Below are 23642 nucleotides of genomic sequence, written 5' to 3'. Positions count from 1 at the left end.
TCGGCTGATTTCCCGGCAGTGAGCCGGGACAGGCATCAAGCCCGGGGGGGCTTTCTCATATGACCATGCAGTCTCGCGCGCTCTTGGGGAGCGCGCTCGTCTCCGTGCTCGCGCTGGGCACCGTCGCGCCGGCCGTCCAGGCGGCCACACCCGCGAACACACCCACCGCCGCGGCCGTCCCGGCCGGGCTCGGCCCGTGGACCGCGCCGAAGGAGCTGCCCGGCCTCACCGGTGTCACCGGCGTCGTCGACCTGAAGTCGACCCGCGGCGGCACCGTCGCCGGGCTCTTCACCCAGGGCGGCAAGACCGTGCTGTCGGTGCGGCCCGCCGGCGGCACGACCTGGCAGCCGGCCACGCCCGCGCCGCCGGGCGGCACACTCCAGCGCGCCGAGGACGGCTCCGTGTCGCTGCTGTGGTGGACGAGCCCGGCGGACGGCGGGGCCGACACGCTGAAGATGTCCCGCCTCGCGCCGGACGGCACCGCCTTCGCGCCCGCCGAGGACGTCACCACCGGCACGGTCGCGCGCGGCAACGTCCACTGGCGCACGCAGACCACCACGCTGGCGTCCAACGCCGAGGGCCACCAGGCCGTCGCGTGGATGGACAAGGAGCGCCGCCTGACCGTCGTCGAGCGGTCCGGTCCCGGCGCCGACTGGTCCGCGCCGAAGACGCTGGACCAGTTGCCCGACCCGATCGTGCGCGACGACCACGTCTACGACTACACGCTGCGGGACATGCGGGTCGCCGTCGACCCCGCCGGCACGGTCGGCGTGATCTGGGGCGGCAACAGTCACTACACGGGCGATGGAGTCGACCCGGACCCGTCCGCGTACAAGTGGCACTACAAGTACGTCGAGAAGCCCGCGGGTACGGCTTCCTCCTGGACGGCGCCGCGCGACCTGCCGCAGCTCGGCGAGAAGCCCGAGCAGGTCGCGCTGGCCGCCCACCCCGGGGGCGGCTTCCATCTGCTGTCGCACGGCGGTTACGCCCGCAAGGCGGCCGGGGCCGCGGAGTGGGGCCCGAGCCAACAGATCGGCGTCGGCTCGCGGACGTACGAGCCCGCCGAGCTGCTGACGGCGCCGAACGGCGACGTCACGGCGGTCGGCATGCTGGCGCAGGGGACCCCGGGCGTCGCCACCCGCCTGGCCTCCCGGGACGGTTGGGGCGAGGCGCGCAAGCTCGCCTCGAACGTCGACGCGGACTCGCTGGGCGCGGTGGCGGGGGCGGGCGGCGCGGTCGTCGTCACGTACACGCAGAAGCGTTTCGAGCTCGGCCGTACCCTGCGCGAGGACTTCGTGACGCAGACCGTCGAGGGCGGCGACCTGTCCAAGCCGCGCACCCTGAACGCGCAGACGAAGGACACCGTGAGCACGGGCCGGGCGGCCGTCGACGGCAAGGGTCGCCCGGTGGCGGTCTGGACGCAGTCGTCCGCCGACGGCAGCACGCGTACGGCGTTCACCGCGACGACGGGCACCCGCGCGAAGCCCGCGTGGCACGACTACGCGGACGACTCGCGCGGGGATGTCGTGGGACTGTCGTTCAGCGCGTCGATGAAGCTGTACACCGGGGACACCACCAATCCCACGGAGACCTTCTACGCCTCGCCGTGGGACGAGAAGACCCGGGTCGTGCCGTTCGGTGACGTCGACGGCGACCGCTGCAACGACCTGATCGTGCGGCTGCCCGGCGGTGAGACCCGCCTCTACACCCCGGTGTGCGGCGGCGGCCTGCCCTCGCCGGATTCGGCGTACAAGCGGCTCGCCCGCGACTGGAGCGGTTACGACACGCTGTTCGCGAGCGGCGACCAGACCGGGGACGGCCTTCCCGACCTGCTGGCCCGGGACAGGGCCACGGGTGACGTGTACCTGTACGCGGCCGACGGCGCGGGCGCTTTCAAGCCACGGGTGAAGATCCGTACCGCCTGGACCGGCTACACGCGCGTCATCGGCGCCGGGGATCTCGACGGCGACGGCGTCGGGGACGTCCTCGCGCTCGACAAGTCCGGTGAGCTGTGGCGCTACGCGGGTCTGCGCACCGGCAAGCTCAAGGACCGCGTCCGCGTCTTCAAGGACTGGGGCGCCTCCTACAAGGACGTCATCGGCGCGGGTGACGTGAACGGCGACGGCAAGCAGGACCTGCTCGCGCGGGACACCTCCGACCGGCTGTGGCTCAACCCGGGCAAGGGCGACGGGACCTTCGCGGGCCGGGTTTCGTCCGGTGCGGCGAACTACTGGAAGCACTGGGCGTCGATCGGCTGACCGGCAGCGGCCCGGACCGGGAGTCCCGGTCCGGGCCGCTTCGACCTCGCTGACGGCGTGGTCAGTTGGCCTTGCACAGGTTACCGAGGGCCGGGTTGAGGGCCGCCAGGATGTCTACGGTGTTGCCGCAGACGTTGGCGCCGAGCTCGACCGGGACCTGAAGGTTGTTGCCGGAGATGACGCCGGGGTTGTTCGAGGAGACGCCGGTGGCGGTGGGGCCGTCGTCGGGGCCGGGGTCGGCGATGGCCTGGCCCGCGCCGCCCACGACGACACTGGCGGCGATGAGGACGGCGACGCTGAGAGTGCGGACACGCATGGAGTGATCTCCTCCGTGGTAGGAAATGCGATCGCTCTCCAGCAGAAGGCCTCTGGGCCGCTTGCGCGAACGCTCACCGCCGTTCGGGCGATATAGGCAGGCAGGAGGGCTTCGCTTCCCGCGGAGCGTTTCAGCACGCGGACGCCGTGCCGCAGCAGCCGCCCGCCTGCTCCACACCGCCCGGGACCAGCGCAGCGCCCGGCACCCGTACGTCTGCCGGTTCGTCGAAGAGACCCGTGCCACCGCAGACTCCGGTCTGCGGGAGCGTCAGTTCCACGCGCTCGGCGGCCTCTTGGTCGCCGGCGAGGGCGGCGGCGACGGAGCGGACCTGCTCGTAGCCGGTCATGGCGAGGAACGTCGGGGCGCGGCCGTAGGACTTCATGCCGACCAGGTAGATGCCCGGCTCCGGGTGGGACAGCTCCTTCACGCCATGCGGGTAGACCGTGCCGCAGGAGTGCTGGTTGGGGTCGATCAGCGGGGCCAGCTCGACCGGTGCCTGGAGGCGGTCGTCGAGTCCCAGGCGCAGTTCGTCGAGGAAGGACAGGTCGGGGCGGAAGCCGGTCAGGACGATGATCTCGTCGACCGGGTCGAGACGGCGGCCGTCGTCGGCGGTGAGCACCAGGCGGTCGCCGCTCTCGTGGACGGATTCGGCGCGGAAGCCGGTGACGGCGTCGGCGTACCCGTCGTCGACGGCGGCCTTCGCCGCCAGGCCCAGGGCGCCGCGGGCCGGCAGCTGGTCGGCCTCGCCGCCGCCGAAGGTCGCGCCGCTGATCCCGCGCCGCAGCACCCAGACCGCGTGGGTGCCCGCGGCTTCCTTCGCGAGGTCGGCCAGGGAGGCGAGCGCGGTGAACGCGGAGGCCCCGGAGCCGATCATCGCGGTGCGCCTGCCCGCGTAACGCGCCCGGACGGCCGGGTCCTTGAGGTCGGGCACGCGGTACGAGATGCGCTCTCCCAGAGCCCGCTCGCCGAGTGCGGGCAGGCCGTCGCCGCCGATGGGGCCGGGGGTCGCCCAGGTGCCCGAGGCGTCGATGACGGCGCGGGCGATGACGCGCTGCTCGCTGCCGTCGGCGTTCCGGACGTGCACGGTGAAGGGCTGCTGCTCGCGGTCGGCGTCGACGACGCGGCCGCGACCTCGGCGGGAGACTCCGGTCACCGTCGCCCCGAAGCGGACCTTGTCGCCCAGCGCGTCGGCCAGCGGCCGCAGGTATCTCCCCGCCCAGTCGCCGCCGGTCGGGTAGGTGGCACCGTCCGGCTTCACCCAGCCGGTGGGGGCCAGGAGCTTCTCGGCGGCGGGATCGACGACCTCGGCCCAGGTGGAGAAGAGACGTACGTGCGACCACTCGCGCACGGCGCTGCCGGCCGCGGCACCGGCTTCGAGGACCAGGGGCTCGATGCCGCGCGCGACGAGTTGGGCGGCGGCGGCGAGGCCGACGGGGCCTGCGCCGATCACCACGGTGGGCAGGTCGGTGGCGGGCGGGTGATGGATCGGCGTGGTCACGGCGACTCCCCTTTGATTCGACGTTCGTCGATGGCTTATGCGGCCAGGGTCGCACCTGCTTCGATATACGTCAACATAGACAAGCTTCGAATTAGCAAGGGGAGAGGCGCGATCGCCTCCACCTGTGATTCGACATGTGTCAACATAGACGCATGTCGAACACTAAGCCGCTGCCGCTGCTGGATGCCGATGTCGAGCCCTGCTGCCCGCCCCTGACCGAGCGACCGTTCACCGCCGAGGAGGCGGTGCGGACGGCCGCGATGTTCAAGGCGCTCGGTGACCCCGTACGGCTGCGACTGTTCTCGCTGGTCGCCTCGCACGAGGGCGGCGAGGCGTGCGTGTGCGACATCTCCGACGTGGGGGTGTCCCAGCCGACGGTGTCCCATCACCTCAAGAAGCTGAAGGAGGCCGGCCTGCTCGCCTCCGAGCGGCGCGGGACGTGGGTGTACTACCGCGTCGAGCCGGCCGTGCTCGCGGCGATGGGGCACGTCCTGGGGCGCGTCACCGCCTGACGGCCGCGAACCTCCCGCGCCAGGCCAGTGACACGTACACGAGCCCGATGAGGACCGGGACCTCGATGAGCGGTCCGACGACACCGGAGAGGGCCTGGCCGGACGTCACGCCGAAGGTGGCGATGGCGACGGCGATGGCGAGTTCGAAGTTGTTGCCCGCCGCGGTGAACGCCAGCGTCGCGGTGCGGTCGTAGGCGAGGCCGAGCGCCTTGCCCAGCAGGAAGCTGCCGAAGAACATGAGGGCGAAGTACACCAGCAGCGGCAGCGCGATACGGGCCACGTCCAGCGGCTGCGACGTGATGGTCCTCCCTTGCAGGGCGAAGAGGATGACGATCGTGAAGAGCAGGCCGTAGAGGGCCCACGGGCCGATCCTGGGCAGGAAGGCGGACTCGTACCTCTCGCGGCCGAGCCTCCTCTCGCCGACGCGGCGGGTGAGGAACCCGGCGAGGAGCGGGACGCCGAGGAAGACGACGACGTTCAGGGCGATCTTCCACATGGAGATGTCGAGGTGCTCGCCGCCCCCGAGGCCCAGCCATGTGGGCAGCAGGTCGAGGTAGAACCAGCCGAGCAGGCCGAACGCGATCACCTGGAACACCGAGTTCAGCGCGACGAGGACCGCCGCCGCTTCCCGGTCGCCGCACGCCAGGTCGTTCCAGATGATCACCATCGCGATGCAGCGGGCCAGGCCGACGATGATGAGACCGGTGCGGTACTCGGGCAGGTCGGGCAGGAAGATCCAGGCCAGCGCGAACATCACCGCAGGGCCGACGATCCAGTTGATGACCAGCGACGACGCCATGAGCTTACGGTCGCCCGTGACGGCGTCGAGCTTGTCGTAGCGGACCTTGGCGAGGACCGGGTACATCATGACCAGCAGGCCGATGGCGATCGGCAGGGAGACGCCGCCGATCTCGACCTCGGCGAGCGCGCCGCCCAGGCCGGGTACGAGGCGTCCGAGCCCGATGCCGACGGCCATCGCGAGGAGGATCCACACCGCGAGGTAGCGGTCCAGCGTGGAGAGCTTGGCGACGATCGAGGCGTCCTCGCCGCCGCGGGGCGGCGAGGTGGTTCCGGGGTCCGTGGCGGCCATCAGCACGCTCGCTTTCGGCCGGTCCCGACGGTGGTGCGCGCGACCTCGGCGAGCCGGCCGAAGGTGCCCGCCAGCGCCTCGATCACCTCGGGCCGCACCCTGTAGTAGGTGAACCGGCCGCAGGGCTCCGTCTCCACGACCCCGGCCTCGCGCAGCACCCGCAGATGGTTGGAGAGGTTCGTCTGCCGGGCGCCGGTCTCCTCCACGAGGTGGGTGGTGCACAGGGTCTCGTGGGCCAGCAGGGTCACGATCCGGAGCCTGAGCGGGTCGGCGAGGACCCGGATCAGTTCAGTGTCGGCTGATGTCAGCATGGGCTGATACTGTCACATCAGCAGCCAGTGATGTGATGTGCGTCCCGGCAAGAGATGTACGTCCCCGCAAGAGAGGCCCCAGATGCCCGACCGGAAGCCCTCCGTCCTGTTCGTCTGCGTCCACAACGCCGGCCGCTCCCAGATGGCCGCCGCCTGGCTGAACCATCTGGCGGGCGACCGCGTCGAGGTCCGCTCGGCGGGGTCGGCCCCGGGCAGGGAAGTGAACCCGGCCGCGGTCGAGGCCATGCGCGAGGTGGGCATCGACATCTCCGCCGAGACCCCGAAGGCCCTCACCGTCGACGCGGTCAAGGAATCGGACGTCTGCGTCACGATGGGCTGCGGCGACACCTGCCCGGTCTTCCCCGGCAAGCGCTACCTCGACTGGCGGCTCGAAGACCCGGCGGGCCGGGGCGTCGAGGCCGTCCGCCCCATCCGGGACGAGATCAAGGTCCTGGTGGAGGGCCTGATCGCGGAGATCGCCCCCGACAAGGCGGGGTGATTCCGACGGGGGGACGCGCCCGGAGGGGGCGCGGCGCCGGGGGGGACGGCGCTGTGGTGCTCACTCCGGATCGACGAAGAACTCCTGGGACAGAGCCGACGTACACGTCTGACGCATGACCTCGACGCCCTCCGCGGTGCCGCCGTCCGCCATGCCGAGGCACTGGCCCGTGCCCGCGTCGCGGATGCGGAAACCGCCCGGCGCCGGGGTCTCGACCGGCTCGATCTGGAACACCGTGGCGACGGAACAGGCGTCCCACGGTTCGAGCATGCCGGGAACCGGACCCCCGTCCATGACGGTCAGGCAGCCGATGCCGAATTCCGGATGGTGCCACTGGATGCGGTAGCGCCCGGCACCGACCTCTTCCAGGTAGGTGCGCGGCGGGACCGCCTGCGCGCAGGGGCGCTGGACGGCGACGGCACTGCGGTAGAGGCCCTTGCGGTCACGGCCTTCGGTGACGCACAGGGAAGGCGCGCTCGCCGGGCGGATCTTCGCCCAGCCGAGCGCGGGGCCCTGGTAGCGCTCCTGGGTGAAGACGGAACCGGACTGCCGCTCGCAGCCCCACTGGCGCAACTGCGCGCCGTCGGCGGTGGAGGAGCCCGTGACCTCCAGGCACAGCGGGGAGGCGCTGACGGTCCTGGGCCGGATCCAGACCCCGCCGTCGGCCTCGGTGAAGGTGAAGCTCGCGCCGGGCTGGTTGCCGCAGGTCTGCTGCCGTACGAGGGCGCCGACCGCCGGGCTGGAGTTCTCGACCGCGATGCACTTGCCGCTGTAGACGTTGACGATCTGGTACGAAGCCCCGCCCAGGGCCGAGGACTTCAGCGTCCACAGGGCGTTCTTGCGCCCGGCGCACCCGCGCTGGGTGATCACCTCGCCCTCGGCGGCGGTAGCGGCTTCGAGGCACATGCCGCTGTGGGTGGCGACGATGTTGATGTCATCCGCCGCCGAGGGCGAGGCAGCGCTCGCCGTTTCCTGCGTGGCCGTCAGGGTGAGCAGCAGGGCGAGGACGGCGAGCAGTGCGGCGTGCGTACGTCCGGCATGCGTACGTCCGTGACCGGGTCTTCGCATGAGTCCCCCTCAGATGTCGTGATACGGGCTGCTGCGCGGGAGCGGAGCCTCCCATGGCGGGCTGACGGGTGCCTGACATCGAGGGGGAGGACTTGTTCGTCAGCGGCACGTCAGGCGGCGAGGCCACCATCGGCCCTGCACCGCCGGAAGCACTGAGACCTGATACCTGAGCGGTGCACCGAGACGACCTGTGCCGCGACGACCTGTTCCGAGACGAGGGGTGTACTCGCCATGAGTGGAAGACCCAGAGGCCGGCTGCGTCGGCTGCGCCGGCTCGTGGGCCCGCTGGCCGCCGCCGCGCTGGTGTGCGGGGCGCTCACCACGCCCGCATCCGCCGCGGCCGACGCGGACCCGGCCTGCTGGCTGCGGCCCGGCGAGCCGCACGTGGACTGGACCGGGATGAACTTCAGCGGTGACATGTGGTGTGACCTCACCCCTGGTTCGGTGCGCATCCAGTCGCGCTCGACGAGCCCGGTGGTCGGCAAGATGCTCTTCACTCCGCGCTGGTTCGTGTGCTGGAAGGAGGGCTCCGACTACATGGGGAACAACATCTGGTACTACACCCAGGGCGACCAGATCGTGGCCTCCCCCACCGTCAAGGCCTGGGGTTACATGCCGGCGGTCGCGGTCAAGGCGCCCCAGCATCCCTTCCCCGGTCTCACACAGTGCCCCTGGTCGTGAGCAGGCGCCGCGCCGCCTCCGCCGTTCTTCCTCCCCGCCCCCTGTTCACGTGTTCACGACCCATCAGGAGTACGCCGTGAAAAGGACAACCGTCGCCGCGGCCGTCGGCGCGCTGCTGTGCCTTCCCCTGACGGCCACGCCCGCGAGCGCCGGCGCTCGCGCCACCTGCTCGCTTCAGGAGGGCGTCGAGCTGCGCGACACCATCGGCAACTCGTTCACCAAGGCGTTGTACTGCGACAACCTTCCCTCGGATGTCTACGGCAGGCCCTCTTTCGACGCGCCGATCACCGGCTGGCTGCGCCTCTCCCCGTCCTGGTTCACCTGCTACACCATCGGCCCCAAGGACACCCAGGGCAACAACGTCTGGTACTACACCCAGGGCGACCAGGTCGGTGAGCTGCCCCGCATCAAGGGCTGGGGCAATGTCCCCGCGGAGGTCGTGAGGATCCCCACCGGCATGTCCCACCCGGTCGCCGGGCTGCCGCGCTGCCCCTGGTACTGAGCGCTCCCTAACGAGCCGTTTTGGAGATCCGTCCCGATCAACTTCCGCAGGCGCCCCGGCGCGAGGAGGAATCCCCATGAAGACCGGACGCACGACCCAGTTGACAGGCACGACCCGCACGATCCGTACGGCCGCCGCGGTGGCCGTGACCACCGCGGCGCTGGCCCTGTCCGCCGCGGGCCCCGTCGCCGCCCGCGCCTCCGAGCCCGCGCCGCCGCGGGTCAGCGCCGTCGCCATCAAGGACCCCGACGGTGGCGTACGCCCCGAGGTCGCCGCGGGCGCGACGGCCGCCGAATGGCGCCTGTGCATGTACCTGGGCGGGCATCCCACCCTCCAGACGGGGAGCACGGGAGAGGCCGTACGGCATCTCCAGTGCATCCTCAACGAGGTCTACCGCTATGTGAACGTCCCCGTGAGCGGTGTCTTCGAGGCGGTCACCAAGGCGTCGGTCGAACACCTGCAACGACAGTTCGCACTGCCGGTGACGGGTGTCGTGGACGCCGCCACGTGGAGCGCCCTGCACCCGTGACGGGCCTCGCCCGCTGAATCCGCGCTGGTCACGTCACCACCGCGAACCCCGGTCAACGCCTCGGCGGCAGCCGGTGCGACGTCACGTCGTGCAGGGTTCCGTCCGACACGGTCAGGGTGAGGAACGTACAGAAGGGCTGCCGTCTGCGGTCGGTCGGCGAGCCGGGGTTGAGCAGCCGCGGGCCGCCCGGGGCCTGGGTGTCCCAGGGGATGTGGCTGTGGCCGAACACGAGGACGTCCAGGTCCGGGAAGCGCTGGGCGCACCGCTGTGCGCGCCCGGTGGCCGCTCCGGTCTCGTGCACGACGCCGAACCGCAGTCCGGCCAGTTCAGCGCGGGCGATCTCGGGGAGGCGCCGGCGCAGTCCGGGACCGTCGTTGTTGCCGTACACGCCGATAAGCCGACGCGACCTGGACTCGAACAGGTCGAGCGTGGCCTCGTCGATCCAGTCCCCGGCGTGGATCACCACGTCGGCCTCGTCGATGGCCGCCAGGAGGGCGTCCGGCAGGCTCTTCGCCCTGGCGGGCACGTGGGTGTCGGAGGTCAGCAGCAGGCGCATGGGCTCAGCGTAGGCCGACGCGGCGGGCGTCCCCGGGCGGCGCGAATCCTCTGCGCGGGCCGTGGAGGAAGCCGGGGTGACGGCGTCTGCTCGGGCACGTGGTGGACGCTCAGCCGGCGGCGGGCGTGCCGGTCACCCGGTGATCGGCCGGCTGCCGGCGGTCAGCGCAGGTCGAGCCGCATCAGGATGCGGGGGTGGCCTGCCAGCACGGAATCGGTGTCGGCGGCGTAGGTGAACCCGGCGCGCTCGAAGTTCTTCCGGATACCGGCGTACGCCATCGTCAGATCGACCTTGGCGTCGCCGTTGTCCAGGGGGTATGCCTCGATCACGGGGGCGTCGTGGGCGCGGGCGAACTCGACCGCCCCGGCGATCAGGGCGTGCGAGATGCCCCTCTTGCGGTGGCCGGGCCGTACGCGCACGCACCACAGCGACCAGACGGGCAGGTCGTCGACGTGTGGGATGACGCGGCTGCGGGCGAACGAGGTGTCCGACCGCGGGGCCACGGCGGCCCAGCCCACCGGCTCGTCGCCGTCGTAGGCGAGCACCCCCGGAGGGGGGCCTTTGCGGCACAGCTCGGCGACGTACTCCCCGCGGGCGGGGCCGCGCAGCTCGTTGTTGAGCTTGGACGGGATGCGGTAGCTCAGGCACCAGCAGACGTTGGCCCCGGGCGTCCTCGGGCCGAGGAGGGCGCGGACGTCCTCGAAGAGCGAAGCGGGCCGAACTTCGATGGTCATGCCACCACGATGGCACGAAGGAACGATTCTCCGCCGGGACACTGCCCGCCAAACTGTCACTCTGTGTTACCATCAACCGTTTGCGTGTACGCACTGGCCGGACCTCGACCCGTCCGGTCACGTCTGTGCGCCGACTTCTCGACCCTGTCGTCACCCTGTCGTTCTGCCGGGCCTTCCTCGGTACGTTCCCTCTGCGGAAGGCTCTTTCATGAAGCATCCCGACCGTCCCGGCACCCCCAGCGGCGAGCCCGCCCCGGCCGCGCCCACGATCGCGTCGTTCGCCGAGCTGGACCTGCCCGGCGAGGTCCTGCGCACGCTGACCGCGCTCGGCGTGCGCGAGCCCTTCCCGATCCAGGCGGCGACGCTGCCCAGCGCCCTCGCGGGCCGTGACGTCCTCGGCCGCGGGCGCACCGGATCAGGTAAGACGCTCGCCTTCGGTCTGCCGCTGCTCGCGCGGACCGCCGGGCGGCGTGCCGAGCCGAAGCGTCCGCTCGCCCTGGTCCTCGTACCCACCCGGGAGCTGGCCCAGCAGGTCACCGAGGCGCTCACGCCGTACGCCGAGGCGCTGCGGCTGCGGATGGCCGCGGTCGTCGGCGGCATGTCGGCCGGCCGGCAGATCGCCGCGCTGCGGGACGGGGCGGAGGTCGTCGTCGCCACCCCCGGCCGTCTGCACGACCTCATCGAGCGCAAGGCCTGCCACCTGGGGCGGGTGCGGATCACGGTCCTCGACGAGGCCGACCAGATGTGCGACATGGGCTTCCTGCCGCAGGTCACGGAGGCGCTCGACCAAGTGCACGCCGACGGCCAGCGGATGCTGTTCTCGGCCACCTTGGACCGCGATGTCGACAGCCTGGTCGAGCGCTACCTCCACGACCCCGTCGTCCACTCCGTCGACGCGTCCGCGGGCGAGGTCGCGACGATGGACCACCACGTCCTGGTCGTCCACGGCCCCGACCGGTACGCCGTCACCACGGAGATCGCCGCCCGCGACGGCCGCGTCCTGCTGTTCCTGGACACCAAGCACTCCGTCGACCTGCTCACCCGGCATCTGCGGGCCAGCGGGGTGCACGCCGCGGCCCTGCACAGCGGCAAGTCCCAGCCACAGCGCACGCGGACCCTCGCGCAGTTCAAGAACGGACAGGTCACCGTCCTGGTGGCGACGAATGTCGCGGCCCGGGGCCTGCACATCGACGACCTCGACCTCGTGGTCAACGTCGACCCGCCCACCGACCCCAAGGACTACGTGCACCGCGCGGGCCGCACCGCCCGCGCCGGTGAGTCCGGCAGCGTCGTCACGCTGGTCCTGTCGGGCCAGCGCCGCGAGGTGAGCCGGATCATGGCCGAGGCCGGTATCGAGGCGACGGTCACCAAGGTGCGCTCGGGCGAGGCGGCGCTGAGCCGCATCACCGGCGCCAAGGCGCCCTCCGGCACCCCGCTCGACGGCGGGCCCTCGGCACGGCCCAAGAACGCGAACACCCCCTTCCGCGGCCTTGGCACCAGCAAGGACGCCTCCCGCGGTACGGGCGGCAAGTCCCGCAAGTCCGGCGAGGCCCGCAAGCTCGCCGAGGCCCGCAAGGCGGCGATGGTCCGGCGCGGACGCTGAGACCGCGCAGCGGCGGACGCTGGGAATCCATCCGGAATTCCTACGTTTGCGCCCGGCTTGAGTGGCCAGACGTACATGCAGCACATGATCCCGACACTGAAGGGTGTGAGCAGCATGGCCGCCGATGAGAAGGCCAAGGCGAAGACCGAGCAGACCGTCGGCAAGGCGGAGGAAGCGGCCGGGCGCGCCGTGGGCAACGAACGCCTTACCGCCAAGGGACGTGCCGACCAGACCAAGGGTGACGCACGCCAGGCCAAGGAGAAGATCAAGGACGCCGGTCGGCACTGACACCGACCGGACGACCGGCAGCAAGCGCGTTGGGGGCGCCCTCTCAAGGGGGCGCCCCCAACGCGTGTCGGCCCGACGCCCTTCCTCGACATCTTCTCGGCGTTCTCATGTCGCCTTCCCGGCGTCGGAACTTCGGGGGGCGGGAAGACGTTGGCACAGGGACGCGCGGACCGCGTGCGGACAAGCGAACGTTTAGCCGAGGTGGCACGGATGGCGATGTGGGACCGGATCAAGGACCAGGCCAAGGGTCTTCAGCAGCAGTCGCAGGGAGCCCGTGGCTCCGGCGGCCACGGGCGGCCGGGGTCGGGGTCCGGCTCGGGCTCGAAGGCGCAGCTCGTCGGCGTGCTCAAGTCCCAGCTCACCTCCCTCAAGACGGAACTCAAGAGCGGTGCCTACCGAGACGCCAGCATGGCCATGTGCGCCCTGGTCGCCGCGGCCGACGGGTCGGTCGACCCGGCCGAGCGGCAGCACGTGGAGTCGCTGATCCTCCAGAACGACGTCCTTCAGAACTTCCCGCCCGACCAGCTGCGGCAGCGGTTCAACAAGCACGTGGACCAGCTGTCGTTCAACTTCCAGCAGGGCAAGACCGCCGTCATGCAGGAGATCGCCAAGGCGGCGAAGAAGCCGGCGGAGGCGAAGGCGGTCGTACAGACCGGCTTCGTCGTCGCGGGCGCGGACGGGTACATCGCCCCGGCCGAGGAGCAGGTCCTGCGCGAGGCGTGCGCGGCGCTCGGTGTGTCGCCGCAGGAGTTCGGCCTCTGATCCCCTTGAGACTTCCGCGCAGCTGAGCTTCCGCACAGTTGGGGCCCGTACCTGAGAGGTGCGGGCCCCTGCGTCATCTCGTCGGACGCTCTGGGTCTTCGCTCAGAGACCCTGGGCCCGGTCGTACACCTTCTTGGCCGTGGCGCCCAGCACCTCGCCGTACATCTTGGTGGGCGTCAGGGAGTCCAGCGAGCTGTTGACCGAGACCAGGACGCCCTTGCCGGTGGTGGCGTTGAAGTCCGCCAGCCACGGGCCGCCGCTGGAGCCGCCGCTCATGTCGCAGGGGATGCCCTGCGTGCCGTGCTCCTTCTTCGCCGTGCCGACGCACCGCAGGAGTTCCTCGCCGAGCTGCGGGCGGGTGGCGGAGTAGCCGAAGGAGGAGACGGTGCCGCCGACGGGCCGGTTGAAGGCGACGGGCTGACCGCCCACGACGTCCGTGAGCTTCTTGCCGGTCTTGTCGGCGTCCACGGTCAGCGTGGACATGTCGTTGGTGGAATCCGTCTCCCAGCTGCGCGGGGTCGCGGCCGAGCGGACGGCGAAGGTGCCGTACGGCGTCCTGCCCTTGCTGTAACCGGGCGCGAAGACCATCGAGATGTTGGTGTTGGCGGGCGAGGAGCCGCGGCGCACGCAGTGGGCGGCCGTCATCACTGCGGAGCGGTTGGCGCTCTTCACGGCAGTGGCCGTGCACCAGGTGTCGGCGCCGTTCGCGTTGACGAAGAAGAGCCGCCCGACGGTCTTCAGGGTGGTGCCGCGCCACGGCTTGGCCTTCGGACCGGTCGGACCGAGGTCCACGGACTCGCCAACGGCCTTCATGCGGGCGGGTGTCCAGTAGGCGAGGGCCTCCTTGCGCTCCTGTGCGGTGTACTTCAGCACGGAGACCGGGCCGGCGGAGGCGGCGGGCGCCGTGTGGGTCACTGCCGTTGCCTGGACCGGCGCGGCGAGGGCGAGAGCCGTGGCGGCCACGGCCAGTCCCGTGGCGCGGCCACGAAGTCGCCGGGTCGGGTACGTGGTTGTCTCGGGCATGGCGGGACTCTCCTCGGCTGGTGCGGTCGGCGATGGGCAGTCGGCGATCGGCAGTCGGCGGTCGCTGGCTGCCGGCCCGCACTCCAAGAGAGGGGAAGGCCGCTGTTCAGTTGGCACTGTCGACGATCTGTGACACAGCCGGCCCGGCGATCGTCAGCCGCATTTCCCCCACGCCCGTGAACGCACCTCTCGTCTCATCCGTATTCAGGGGCCGAACACACTCCCGGCTTCGGCCGGTGATCGGGCTCGGCATCCGCGCAGGAGGCGACGACTTGAGGCACAAGCGCATACCCAAGCGAAAGGCTGCTCTGGCAGGGGCTGTGGCGATGGGCACGGTGGCGACAGCTCTGTTGCTCCAGCACGCCAACGCCTCACCGTCCGGGGAGGAGGCCGCTTCGGCGTCCGCCGCCAAGCGGCTCAGCGCGGCATCGGCGACACGGCTCGTTCAGCCGCTGGCCTCACAACTCGGCGATGCCTACGGCGGAGCCTTCTACGACAGGGAGAAGCGGCAGCTCATCGTCAATGTCGCGGGCGGCGGGGACGAAGCGGGTGCCCAGGTGAGAAGGGCGGGCGCCGTGGTGCGGAGCGTCACCCACAGTGCCGGTGAACTGAAGGACGCCACCGAGACGCTGAGGAGCCGGGCCAGCGTGAGCGGAACCTCGTGGTCCATAGACCCCAGGACCAACCAGGTCCTGGTCACCGCTGACCGCACTGTCACCGGCGAACGGTGGGACAGGCTCGAGAGGACCGTCGAATCCCTCGGCGCGGGCATGGCCCGCATCCAGAAGTCCAAAGGCGAGTTCAAACCGTTCGCCGCGGGGGGCGACGCCATCTTCGGGGGTGGCGCGCGCTGTTCGCTCGGTTTCAATGTGACGGCCGGGGACGGAAGCCCCGGGTTCCTCACCGCGGGGCACTGCGGGGTCGCCGCCCAGCAGTGGTCGGAGGACCCGAACGGCGCGCCCATCGGTACCGTCCAGGCCGCGACGTTCCCGGGAGACGGCGACTTCGCGCTGGTCACGTACGACGATCCGGCCACGGACGCCCCGAGCACCGTTGACACGGGTAACGGTCAGCCCACCCAGATCGTGCGGGCCGCCGACGCGGCGGTCGGGCTGGAAGTGTTCCGCATGGGCAGCACCACCGGGCTCCGGGACGGCGCGGTCACTGGGCTGAACGCCACGGTGAACTACCCGGAAGGCACCGTCTCCGGACTCATCCAGACGGACGTCTGTGCCGAACCGGGAGACAGTGGGGGCGCGCTGTTCACCGGCGACGGGAGCGCGATCGGGCTCACGTCGGGCGGCAGCGGCGACTGCACCGCGGGCGGTGAGACATTCTTCCAGCCCGTGACCACCGCACTGGCCGCCGTCGGCGCCACGATGGGCGACGAGGGCGACTGAAGTACGCCCCACACGAAGCGCGGTGGTGAGGAGGGCTGAATCCCTCCTCACCACCGCGCCGCCCGCGGATGCGTCAGTGCCGGCCGCCGGCCTTGTGGCCGAAGCCCTCGTGGTCGTAGCCCGCGGCCGTGGACCAGGTGATGCCCCACGGGCCGCCGACGTTGTCGTACGTACCGGCGAACCCTTCGTGGTCGTAGCCCGTCTCGTGGCGCGGGTTGTAGCGGTGGTGGTCGTCGTCGGCGACGGCCGCGCCTGCGCCGACGGCCAGGACGGACACGGTGAGAGCGGCGGCGAGGATGGTCGAGCGAACGCGCATGAGTATATTCCTCCTGGAATACGCAGATACTGTCGCTATGTCACCTGCCGCGGCAGCAGGGCCGCGTAACGGCACAGCACACCCTCTCCACCCGAACGGACCTCCGGTTCCTACCGTACGGCCCACTTGATCGGCTCCTTGTAGTACCCCTGCGAGTACGTCACCGCCTTCAGCGTGGTGTCGGCGGGGATGAGGTACGGCTCGCACAGGGTGCGCGTCTCGCCCTTCTTCCATATGTCGTCGCTGCCGAGGCTCTTCGTGCCGTCGTTGCCGAGGCAGTCGGAGGGACGGCTGGAGAGGTCGCCGATGAGGAGGAACTGCGTCGCGGGCTCGCCCGCGGAGGTCTCGCCGCTCACGTTGCCCATCACCATCGGCTCCTTCACCGCGGAACCGCCCACGTGCTCGGCCTTCACGTAGATCCAGGCGACCTTCAGGTCCTTGTACTTCTTCTTGTCGTTCAGCTCGTCGAGGTCCGCCGGCTTGCCGAGGGTGACCTTCGTCGGCGTGAGGGAGAACTTGCCGGTCTTCTCGTATCTGGTGATCTCCTGTGCCGGCCCTGCCTGCCCGAGCTTGAGGTTCTTCGGCGCCTCGCTCGACTCCGAGGACCCGCCGGCCCCGCCGGACCGGCTCTTCTTGCCGGAGCCGCCTCCGCACGCGGCGAGGGAGACGGCGGTGAGGGTGGCGAGGACCGCGAGGCCGATGTGCCGGCGGTACCGCGTGGTGCGCTGAGTGCTCATGTGTTCCTGATCCTGTGTTCCTCGGTGTGGAGGGTGACTCAATCGGCAGAGCGCCTCGAACGCAAGTCACTGCTGGAATACCGCTCGATCTGGTCGAACAGCGCGGGCGGCGGCAGGGGCTGGTGGGGGCTCAGATCCCCATCGCATACATGACCAAGGGTGTCGTGATTCGTTGGGAGGCTCCTACGCGTCGATGGACGCCCGTCCTTCCCATGAATCGAATGGAGCTGTTGTGGCAGTGGAACGAACGGCGGTCAACCCGGTGCCTTCGTCGCTGGAGATGGGGTTCAACCAGGGTGAGCTGGTTTCCGGACACACGCGGACCCTGTACTGCTCCGGGCAGACCGCGATGAATGACGACCGCAAGCCTCAGCACGACGGCGACATGGCCGGGCAGTTGGCGCTGAGCCTCGACAATCTGGAGACGGTGCTCAGCGAGGCCGGCATGTCCCTCGCGCATCTCGTCCGGCTCAACGTCTATACCACCGACGTCGATTTGCTGTTCCCGCATTACGGCGTGCTGGCATCGCGATTGGGCGCTGCCGGGGTGGCACCGGCCACCACCATGCTCGGGGTGACGCGGCTGGCGGTCCCCGGTCAGTTGGTGGAACTGGAAGGAACAGCCGTCGCATGACGTGACGTCACCGGCGCGATTCCCCCGCATTCTCTGCTCGTGCCGGTCAACCGGCACGAGCAGTCTGCTTTTCCGGCGCAGCCACCCGCCGGGGAGTGGCATGCCAACGGGCACAGGGGGTGCGATATGTCCTTCTTTGCAGCGGAAATCACGATAACCCCGAATTCCACCCCGCCCCATTCAGTGAAATGGGTCACGCCGACAGCCGTGATCGTTAGAGACCCCGCGCACATTTCCGTTCCCCGCAAAGCGAGTTGACTTTCTTGATCAGAAAGAGCGAGGAGTTCTGACTCCCAAGGACGACTCTCCGCATTCGCCTGTGTGAATTCCCGCCTTGTTCCGCCCTGCCTTTCTCGCTTAATGTCACCGTCAATCCGGGCGGAACGCCGAATCCTGCCGCTGTCCGGAAACCCTTCCACTCACTCACACACGGCAGGAGCGGGGGACCCAGGTAAGCCGCCGATCCGGTTTCCGGAACGGCTCGGGGTGAAGGCGCGTTCAAATGCGCCGGGACAGCTCCCGTCCAAACCCGACAGCTCACCTCGCAGGCGACGGAGAGGAACTCTTTCATGCCCGCAAAGGGAAAGCACCGCCGTCCGAAGTCCAGATCGCTCAACCGCGGCATCGCCGCCGCGGGCACGGGTGGAGCCGTCCTCGTCCTGCCGGTGCTGGGCGCGACGAGCGCCGGCGCGGCCCCGAAGCCGGCCGCGGACGCGAGCGCGTACGTCGTCGTCGCGGGCGACACCCTCTCCAAGATCGCCCGGGAGCACTCCGTGAGCGGTGGCTGGAAGAAGCTGTACGAGGACAACCGCGGCGTCCTCGGCGGCGACCCGAAGCTGATCCACCCCGGCCTCAAGCTCACTATCGGCGCGAAGGGTCCGGCGGAGCCCGCGAAGAAGGCGGACGCCTCCCCCGCGTCCGCCGAGCGGGCGGACCGCTCCGAGCGTGCGGCCGCGCCGGCCGCAGCCCCGGCGAAGAAGACCTACGCCAACAACCTCGACGGCTGGATCAGGGAGTCGCTCGACATCATGGGCCGGCACGGCATACCCGGTTCCTACGAGGGCATCCACCGCAACATCATGCGCGAGTCCTCCGGCAACCCGCTGGCCATCAACAACTGGGACTCCAACGCCGTCGCCGGCACCCCGTCCAAGGGGCTCCTCCAGGTCATCGCCCCCACGTTCGCCGCGTACCACGTGCCGGGCACGTCGCTGGACAGCTACGACCCCGTCGCCAACATCACGGCCGCCTGCAACTACGCGGCCGACCGCTACGGCTCGATCGACAACGTGAACGGTCCGTACTAGGCCCCGGCGAGAGCGGCGAGGAAACGCCCTGCGATGCCGACGGCCCGGCGTACGTGGGATCAGCCGCGTACGCCGAAGTCGACGCGGTCGGTGAGACCGGCGGCGGCGAAGGCGGCGACCAGCTCGTCGCGGCCCTCGGTGAAGTGGGCCCAGCTGTCGTAGTGGACGGGGACCACGCGGCCGGCGTCGAGGATCCTCGCGGCCTCGGCGGCCTGGGCGCTGTCCAGGACGATCAGCCGGCCGTCGAAGACGTCGGAGAAGCGGGGCGCTCTCCCTCGACGCGGTCAAGGACATCGCCGAGCGCTTCGCACCGGTGGGCCGCAGATCGGTTCGACCTCCTCGCGCGGGCCGGGGCCGTGGATGGCGGGTACGCCGGTCACGGTGACCGTGCCGGGCCCGCCGTCCCGGCGTTCGAGTTCGACCGACTGCCAGTCGGCGAGACCCGTGGCCGCCTCGCCGAGACGCTCCCCGCCACCGGGGGCGGTGAGCGTCAGCGGGATGTCGGCGAGCGGGGCCCGGCCGAGGTGTCGAGATTGTCGGCGTGCTCGTCGTGCGAGAGCAGGACCACGTCGACTCGGCCGAGATCGGCGGGGCTGCCGTCGGCCGCGGCCGTCTTGGTCAGCACGACGGCCGGGGCCTGGTGGTCGCCGGAGCCGTCGAACGTGGGGTCGGTGAGAAAGCGCAGGCCGCCGTAGTCGAAGAGGGCGGTCGGGCCACCGAATACGCGGACGGGGACGAGGGGGACGGGAAAGGGGGCGGTTCGCCGCCGACGCCGCCGACCTGCTGACCTCCCCCGACGCCGCCCGCGCGTATGCCCGCCGCGCAGCGACGGACTGAGCGCCCCAGCTTGAGAACAATGCGAGGGCTAGCCCGGCTCCGGCGGATCCGTACAGCGAAGCCACCACATGCGCCGATCGGACGTGTCAGGCAGCAACCGAACCGCACGCGTCGACGTTGCAGACCAAGCGGTCGCTTACTGCTACTCTTGCGGATCTCATCCGGACATTCATATGTCATAGACATGACGCGCACACGCTCCCGGCTCCGGGGCCCCGAGGCCGCTGCGAGGAGACATCGCCCGTGGGCACAGTCGTCGACGACACCGCCTCCGCGGAGTTCCACGCGTTCTTCGAGCGGCACTACGCCGCATTGGCCCGGCTCGCGCACCTGTTGACCGGCGAGGCGGATGCCGCCGACGACCTGGCCGCGGATGCGCTGCTCGCGCTGTGGCACCGCTGGGACCGGGTGCGGGCGAGCGAACACCCGGCGGCGTACGCGCGGGGCGTGGTCGTCAATCTGGCCCGGACGCGGATACGCGGCGCGGTGCGCGAGCGGCGGCGTGTCGCGCTGTTCTGGGCCCCGCGGGAGGAGAAGACAGAGAATCCGGACGTGGCCGGGGTGGTCGACGTACAACGGGCGCTACACAGACTGCCGTTCCGGAAACGGGCGTGTGTCGTGCTGCGCCATGCGTTCGACCTGTCCGAGAAGGACACCGCGCTGGCCCTGGGCGTGTCGGTCGGTACGGTCAAGAGCCAGACGTCGAAGGGGATGGCCGAGCTACAGCGGCGGCTCGGCACGCACGACGCCGCGCGTGAGGTGCACACGGCGATGGCGCGTACCGGGACTGCCGGAGGCAGGGACCGATGACCATGCGGCGGGACGTGCACGACGAGCTGCGCGCCCGGCTGCACGAGGCGGCCGGGGCGCACCGGCCCGACCGCGCGCGATCCTGGCACGACTCGGACGCGGCATGGCGCAGGAGGATTCGCCCAGCTCCCGAGCGGCCCGTCCGCCCCGGTTCGGCTGGGTGCGCGCGGTTGGCGTCACCGCGGCGGCCGCGGGGACCCTCGCCGCCGGCGGCCACGGCATGGCCTCCGTGGTGAACGACGAGCCCCTGAAGCAGACGGTCGCGGTGACGCCGACCCCCACCACGCCCACCCCGTCGACGGACGCGCCGCGCCGGGTGCCTTCACCGATGGCCCCGGCGCCCGTAGATCCGGCACCCGCGGACCCCACGCCGGGCACCTCTCGCGCCCCCCGAGCGCCCCGCGAGCCGAGCGGCTCCCCGTCACGTACGCCCGATACCGGCGCGCCCGCCGCCGGTGAGCAGGACGGGCCACTGTGGTCGGACGGCTCCGTGGGCCCGCACAGCAACGACTTCTGGGCGCAGAGCAACGTCACCCTCAAAACACGCCAGGAACTGACCGCGGTGACCGTCGAGTTGCGGATCGCCCAGACCGGCGGGGTCACCTCCACCGGCGCCTGGCGGTCGCTGCCCGAGTCCGACTTCACACTGACGATCACCGAGAAGGACGGCTACCTCATCCACACCTGGGTGCTCAAGCAGGGGCGTACGGTCCCGGTCGGCCAGTGGATGTTCGCCGCGCAGTACAACCACGCCCGCGGCGGCCGGGACGCCCGGGGCGACCGCTACGCGGCCGCCGCCCGGACGCGGAGCGAACAGCTCACCGTGTCGGGCGACTTCGCCCGGCACGACGACTGATCCCAAACAGGCGGCAACCTTTTCCCCACCCGTGGCGACCAGATGGCGCAAGATCTTCCCCACGCAAGGAATGGGCTCGCCAGGGCCGCCGCGTCCTGGTCCGCGGACACCGGCAGCAAGCCGGTGCCGAAGACCATCCCGGTCTCCGGTGAGTACGACGGCGGGATGAAGAAGTTCTACGGCACCGGGCCCCTGGGCGGCAGCGGCCTGACGAGGGCCAGTCCCCCCTCTTCGAGCTGGCCGACGGCGTCCACCGCAAGGGCAGCTGCACGCTGGAGAACGTGTGGTGGCTGGACGTCGGCGAGGACGCCGCCACGTTCAAGGGCACGTTGGCTTCCGCGACGTACAACGTGATCGGCGGCGGGGTGAAGAAGGCCGACGACAAGGTCCTTCAGTTCAACGGGGCCGGCAAGCTCACCGTGAGCGGCTTCCAGGTCGAGGGCTTCGGCAAGCTGGTCCGCTCGTGCGGCAACTGCAAGACGCAGCACAAGCGCACGATCGTGCTGAGCGACATCGACGTGACCGCGCCAGGCAAGTCGATCGTGGGCGTCAACCAGAACTACGCCGACACCGCGACCCTGTCGAGGATCCGGATCCACGGCGACGCCAAGAAGAAGATCAAGACCTGCGTGCGCTTCAAGGGCGACAACACCGGAAAGGAGCCCACCCAGTTGGGCAGTGGCCCCGACGGCACCACGTGCCGCTTCTCGGAATCGGACATCACGTACGACTGAGTCATACGACTGACTGACGTACGTCGGCGCCGTCGTCACCGCACGGCGGCGCCCCCACCGCCACCTCCCGGACCGTCAGCCACATCAGAGGTTGCCGCGTCGGTCCTGCTCCCGTTCGATGGCGTGGAAGAGGGCGGCGAAATTGCCGACCCCGAAACCTTCCGAGCCGTGCCGCTCGATCAGCTCGAAGAAGCCGGTCGGCCGGTCCTGCACGGGCTTGGTGAGGATTTGCAGGAGGTGGCCGTTCTCGTCCTGGTCGACCAGGACCCCGCGCTCACGCAGCTCGCTGATCGGCGAGCTGATCGGGCCCATGCGGGCGAGCAGGTCCGGGTCCTCGTAGTACGCGGCCGGGGCCGGCAGGAACTGAACTCCGGCCGCACGCATGCCATCCACGGCGCGCAGGATGTCGCCGGTGGCGAGTGCCACGTGCTGCACCCCCGGGCCGCTGTGGAAGCGCAGGAACTCCTCGACCTGGCTGGCGCGCTCCGACGGCGCGGGTTCGACGACGGGGAACCTGACCCGGCGCAGCCTGTCGGCGACCACCTTCGAGCGCAGCGCCGAGTACCGCGTGGAGATCTCCCCGTCGATGAACTCCGCCAGCAGTTCGCCGCCGAGGACACGCTGGTAGAAGTCGGCCCATTCGTCCATCCGGCCCGCTTCGACCGCGGCGACGCAGTGGTCGATCGCCGTGAAATACGGTACGGGGGGCGGTTGGGGAAACGTGTGCGGGCACGGTTGGTAGCCGGGGAGATAGGCGGCGCGGTACGCCGACCGGTCGACGAAGGTGTGCCGGACCGGGCCGTAGGCCGCGAAGCTCGCCAGCCGGACCGCGCCGTCCGCGTCTCGCAGTTCGTGCGGCTCATCGAGGCCGCTCGCCCCGGCGGCGACCGCGTGCCGGAAGGCGGCCTCGACGTTCGAGACCCGGATCCCTACGTCGACCACCGAGTCGCCGTGTTCGGCGACGTGCTCGCCGAGCGCGGTGCGCGACCGTGTCGGGCCTGTGACCACGAACCGTGCGGCGCCTGCGCGCAGGACGTACGAGCACGCGTCGCGGCTCCCGGTTTCCGGGCCGCGGTAGGCGACCGGCGTCATCCCGAATGCGGTCACCAGGAAGTGTGCGCTCTGGAACGCGTTGCCGACCGCGAAGCCGACCGAGTCGAAGCCCTCGATGACGAACGGCGTCCGCGGACCCGCCGCGGACGCCGTCGAGCCAATCGCCTGACTGCTCACGAGGGCGATCCGATGAGTTGGTCGGCCACGGCGTCCTCGGCCGGGCTGCCGTAGTACCGGCAGATGACCTCCGCCCACGCGTCGGCCCTGATGTTTCCCTCGCCGGCCCGGTCGAGCTGGTCGAACATCGACGCGGCGCGATCCGGGGCGAACCCTACGGCGGCCATGTACGCCAGGTAGTCGGCACGCTCGACCCGGCCGTCGTCATCGCGGTCGCACAGGTTCACCATCGCCCGGGCGTAAGGCCGGATGAACCGGTCCTGCGCGCCGCTGTCCCGCACGGCGGCCGCGTACTCCTCGAAGCTCACGATCCCGTCGCCGTTCGTGTCCGCATGGTCGAGCAGGCCCTGCCAGTAAGCCTCGTGTGCCGAGCGGGCCTGCTGTGCCTTCGCCGAGTCGAGGGGTTCGTCCTGGCTGGCGATCACGCGATCGGCCAGCAGCTGGAAGTCCTGCCGTTGCAGCTGGCCGTCGCCGTTGGCGTCAAGCATGTCGAACCGGGTCCGGGTGCGCTCGTGGGCGTTGCCGTTCATCGCAAGGTGCCTTCCTTTTGA

Annotated in this window: 25 protein-coding genes, 3 pseudogenes and 1 riboswitch; of the genes and pseudogenes, 15 read left to right on the top strand and 13 right to left on the bottom strand. The window is 70.7% G+C overall.

The annotated features are described in order from the left end of the window. Positions 1-59 precede the first annotated feature (59 nt). Positions 60-2258: an FG-GAP repeat domain-containing protein gene (locus tag CP975_RS32440; RefSeq protein ID WP_055536007.1), complete on the top strand. Its 2199-nt coding sequence runs from the start codon at positions 60-62 to the stop codon at positions 2256-2258. A gap of 61 nt (positions 2259-2319) precedes the next feature. Here the strand turns inward: CP975_RS32440 and CP975_RS32435 are convergent, their stop codons facing one another. Then, entirely contained in the window at positions 2320-2574 is a 255-nt protein-coding gene (locus CP975_RS32435; RefSeq protein WP_055536008.1) for a chaplin, read from the bottom strand. A gap of 130 nt (positions 2575-2704) precedes the next feature. Continuing rightward, positions 2705-4072 (bottom strand): NAD(P)-binding domain-containing protein, encoded by a 1368-nt coding sequence (locus CP975_RS32430; RefSeq protein WP_425474298.1) that lies wholly within the window; start codon positions 4070-4072, stop codon positions 2705-2707. A 152-nt stretch (positions 4073-4224) separates the two neighbouring features. Here CP975_RS32430 and CP975_RS32425 point away from each other — a divergent pair, with 152 nt between their 5' ends. After that, positions 4225-4584: an ArsR/SmtB family transcription factor gene (locus tag CP975_RS32425; protein ID WP_055536009.1), complete on the top strand. Its 360-nt coding sequence runs from the start codon at positions 4225-4227 to the stop codon at positions 4582-4584. Here CP975_RS32425 and arsB read toward each other — a convergent pair. Beyond that, on the bottom strand, positions 4574-5674 hold the full coding sequence (gene arsB / locus CP975_RS32420) for an ACR3 family arsenite efflux transporter (protein ID WP_055536013.1): 1101 nt from the start codon (positions 5672-5674) through the stop codon (positions 4574-4576). The genes CP975_RS32425 and arsB overlap by 11 nt on opposite strands. Continuing rightward, the gene (locus CP975_RS32415) at positions 5674-5985 is read right to left on the bottom strand and encodes an ArsR/SmtB family transcription factor (protein ID WP_055536010.1); all 312 of its coding nucleotides are present in this window, start codon (positions 5983-5985) and stop codon (positions 5674-5676) included. The genes arsB and CP975_RS32415 overlap by 1 nt, the downstream gene beginning before the upstream one ends. A gap of 82 nt (positions 5986-6067) precedes the next feature. Between CP975_RS32415 and CP975_RS32410 the strand changes: the two genes are divergently transcribed. Continuing rightward, positions 6068-6484: an arsenate reductase ArsC gene (locus tag CP975_RS32410; protein ID WP_055536011.1), complete on the top strand. Its 417-nt coding sequence runs from the start codon at positions 6068-6070 to the stop codon at positions 6482-6484. A gap of 60 nt (positions 6485-6544) precedes the next feature. Here CP975_RS32410 and CP975_RS32405 read toward each other — a convergent pair whose 3' ends face one another. Further along, a complete protein-coding gene (locus CP975_RS32405) occupies positions 6545-7552 on the bottom strand; it encodes an RICIN domain-containing protein (RefSeq protein WP_150477638.1) in 1008 nt (335 codons plus the stop codon). A gap of 231 nt (positions 7553-7783) precedes the next feature. Between CP975_RS32405 and CP975_RS32400 the strand changes: the two genes are divergently transcribed. The 3 genes from CP975_RS32400 to CP975_RS35225 all read left to right on the top strand — a co-directional run bounded on the left by CP975_RS32400 (position 7784) and on the right by CP975_RS35225 (position 9264). Beyond that, entirely contained in the window at positions 7784-8233 is a 450-nt protein-coding gene (locus CP975_RS32400; RefSeq protein WP_150477637.1) for a hypothetical protein, read from the top strand. A 76-nt stretch (positions 8234-8309) separates the two neighbouring features. Beyond that, positions 8310-8735 carry a hypothetical protein gene (locus CP975_RS32395; RefSeq protein WP_055534686.1) on the top strand — a complete coding sequence of 142 codons (426 nt, stop codon included), beginning with the start codon at positions 8310-8312 and terminating at the stop codon, positions 8733-8735. 76 nt (positions 8736-8811) lie between these two features. Then, the gene (locus CP975_RS35225) at positions 8812-9264 is read left to right on the top strand and encodes a peptidoglycan-binding domain-containing protein (protein ID WP_055534688.1); all 453 of its coding nucleotides are present in this window, start codon (positions 8812-8814) and stop codon (positions 9262-9264) included. A gap of 52 nt (positions 9265-9316) precedes the next feature. On the opposite strand, the gene CP975_RS32380 is transcribed toward CP975_RS35225, so the two are convergent. Both CP975_RS32380 and CP975_RS32375 read right to left on the bottom strand, forming a co-directional pair. Continuing rightward, positions 9317-9820, bottom strand: a complete 504-nt coding sequence (locus tag CP975_RS32380) for a metallophosphoesterase family protein (protein ID WP_055534690.1) — start codon at positions 9818-9820, stop codon at positions 9317-9319. Between the two features lie 161 nt (positions 9821-9981). Next, a complete protein-coding gene (locus tag CP975_RS32375; protein WP_055534692.1) occupies positions 9982-10554 on the bottom strand; it encodes a GNAT family N-acetyltransferase in 573 nt (190 codons plus the stop codon). Positions 10555-10762: 208 nt separating this feature from the next. Here CP975_RS32375 and CP975_RS32370 point away from each other — a divergent pair, with 208 nt between their 5' ends. The 3 genes from CP975_RS32370 (at position 10763) to CP975_RS32360 (ending at position 13207) form a co-directional block, all read left to right on the top strand. Next, a complete protein-coding gene (locus CP975_RS32370; protein ID WP_055534694.1) occupies positions 10763-12157 on the top strand; it encodes a DEAD/DEAH box helicase in 1395 nt (464 codons plus the stop codon). Positions 12158-12271: 114 nt separating this feature from the next. Next, on the top strand, positions 12272-12445 hold the full coding sequence (locus CP975_RS32365; protein ID WP_078593589.1) for a CsbD family protein: 174 nt from the start codon (positions 12272-12274) through the stop codon (positions 12443-12445). Positions 12446-12655: 210 nt separating this feature from the next. After that, positions 12656-13207: a tellurite resistance TerB family protein gene (locus tag CP975_RS32360; protein WP_199783158.1), complete on the top strand. Its 552-nt coding sequence runs from the start codon at positions 12656-12658 to the stop codon at positions 13205-13207. A gap of 102 nt (positions 13208-13309) precedes the next feature. Here the strand turns inward: CP975_RS32360 and CP975_RS32355 are convergent, their stop codons facing one another. Then, positions 13310-14230, bottom strand: coding sequence for a trypsin-like serine peptidase (locus CP975_RS32355; RefSeq protein WP_055534697.1), 921 nt, complete (start codon positions 14228-14230; stop codon positions 13310-13312). A gap of 326 nt (positions 14231-14556) precedes the next feature. On the opposite strand from CP975_RS32355, the gene CP975_RS32350 reads away from it, so the two are divergent. After that, a complete protein-coding gene (locus tag CP975_RS32350) occupies positions 14557-15630 on the top strand; it encodes a S1 family peptidase (RefSeq protein ID WP_055534699.1) in 1074 nt (357 codons plus the stop codon). Between the two features lie 73 nt (positions 15631-15703). On the opposite strand, the gene CP975_RS32345 is transcribed toward CP975_RS32350, so the two are convergent. Both CP975_RS32345 and CP975_RS32340 read right to left on the bottom strand, forming a co-directional pair. Then, on the bottom strand, positions 15704-15946 hold the full coding sequence (locus CP975_RS32345; protein WP_055534701.1) for a hypothetical protein: 243 nt from the start codon (positions 15944-15946) through the stop codon (positions 15704-15706). 110 nt (positions 15947-16056) lie between these two features. After that, a complete protein-coding gene (locus CP975_RS32340) occupies positions 16057-16683 on the bottom strand; it encodes a hypothetical protein (RefSeq protein WP_055534703.1) in 627 nt (208 codons plus the stop codon). A 238-nt stretch (positions 16684-16921) separates the two neighbouring features. Here CP975_RS32340 and CP975_RS32335 point away from each other — a divergent pair, with 238 nt between their 5' ends. Together CP975_RS32335 and CP975_RS32330 are read left to right on the top strand one after the other, a co-directional pair. After that, positions 16922-17317, top strand: coding sequence for a RidA family protein (locus CP975_RS32335; RefSeq protein ID WP_055534705.1), 396 nt, complete (start codon positions 16922-16924; stop codon positions 17315-17317). 406 nt (positions 17318-17723) lie between these two features. Beyond that, positions 17724-17883, top strand: a riboswitch (cyclic di-AMP (ydaO/yuaA leader). A 3-nt stretch (positions 17884-17886) separates the two neighbouring features. Then, on the top strand, positions 17887-18624 hold the full coding sequence (locus tag CP975_RS32330; protein WP_055534707.1) for a transglycosylase SLT domain-containing protein: 738 nt from the start codon (positions 17887-17889) through the stop codon (positions 18622-18624). Between the two features lie 59 nt (positions 18625-18683). On the opposite strand, the pseudogene CP975_RS32325 reads toward CP975_RS32330, so the two are convergent. Then, positions 18684-19309, bottom strand: a pseudogene (locus tag CP975_RS32325) (MBL fold metallo-hydrolase). Positions 19310-19704: 395 nt separating this feature from the next. Between CP975_RS32325 and CP975_RS32320 the strand changes: the two are divergent. From CP975_RS32320 to CP975_RS32310, 3 genes and pseudogenes are all read left to right on the top strand, one after another. Then, complete coding sequence (locus CP975_RS32320; protein WP_055534717.1) at positions 19705-20271, top strand: SigE family RNA polymerase sigma factor; 567 nt, start codon at positions 19705-19707, stop codon at positions 20269-20271. Further along, positions 20268-21127 (top strand): annotated as a pseudogene (locus CP975_RS32315) (hypothetical protein). The gene CP975_RS32320 and the pseudogene CP975_RS32315 overlap by 4 nt, the downstream one beginning before the upstream one ends. A gap of 78 nt (positions 21128-21205) precedes the next feature. Beyond that, a pseudogene (locus CP975_RS32310) lies at positions 21206-21861 on the top strand (pectate lyase); the annotation flags it as partial. A gap of 84 nt (positions 21862-21945) precedes the next feature. On the opposite strand, the gene hppD reads toward CP975_RS32310, so the two are convergent. Together hppD and CP975_RS32300 are read right to left on the bottom strand one after the other, a co-directional pair. Further along, entirely contained in the window at positions 21946-23091 is a 1146-nt protein-coding gene (gene hppD / locus CP975_RS32305; RefSeq protein ID WP_246201705.1) for a 4-hydroxyphenylpyruvate dioxygenase, read from the bottom strand. Further along, on the bottom strand, positions 23088-23621 hold the full coding sequence (locus CP975_RS32300) for an EF-hand domain-containing protein (protein WP_055534719.1): 534 nt from the start codon (positions 23619-23621) through the stop codon (positions 23088-23090). The genes hppD and CP975_RS32300 overlap by 4 nt, the downstream gene beginning before the upstream one ends. Positions 23622-23642 lie beyond the last annotated feature (21 nt).

Source organism: Streptomyces alboniger (assembly GCF_008704395.1).
Lineage (GTDB): Bacteria > Actinomycetota > Actinomycetes > Streptomycetales > Streptomycetaceae > Streptomyces > Streptomyces alboniger.
This window is presented reverse-complemented; position numbering and strand designations above follow the sequence as displayed.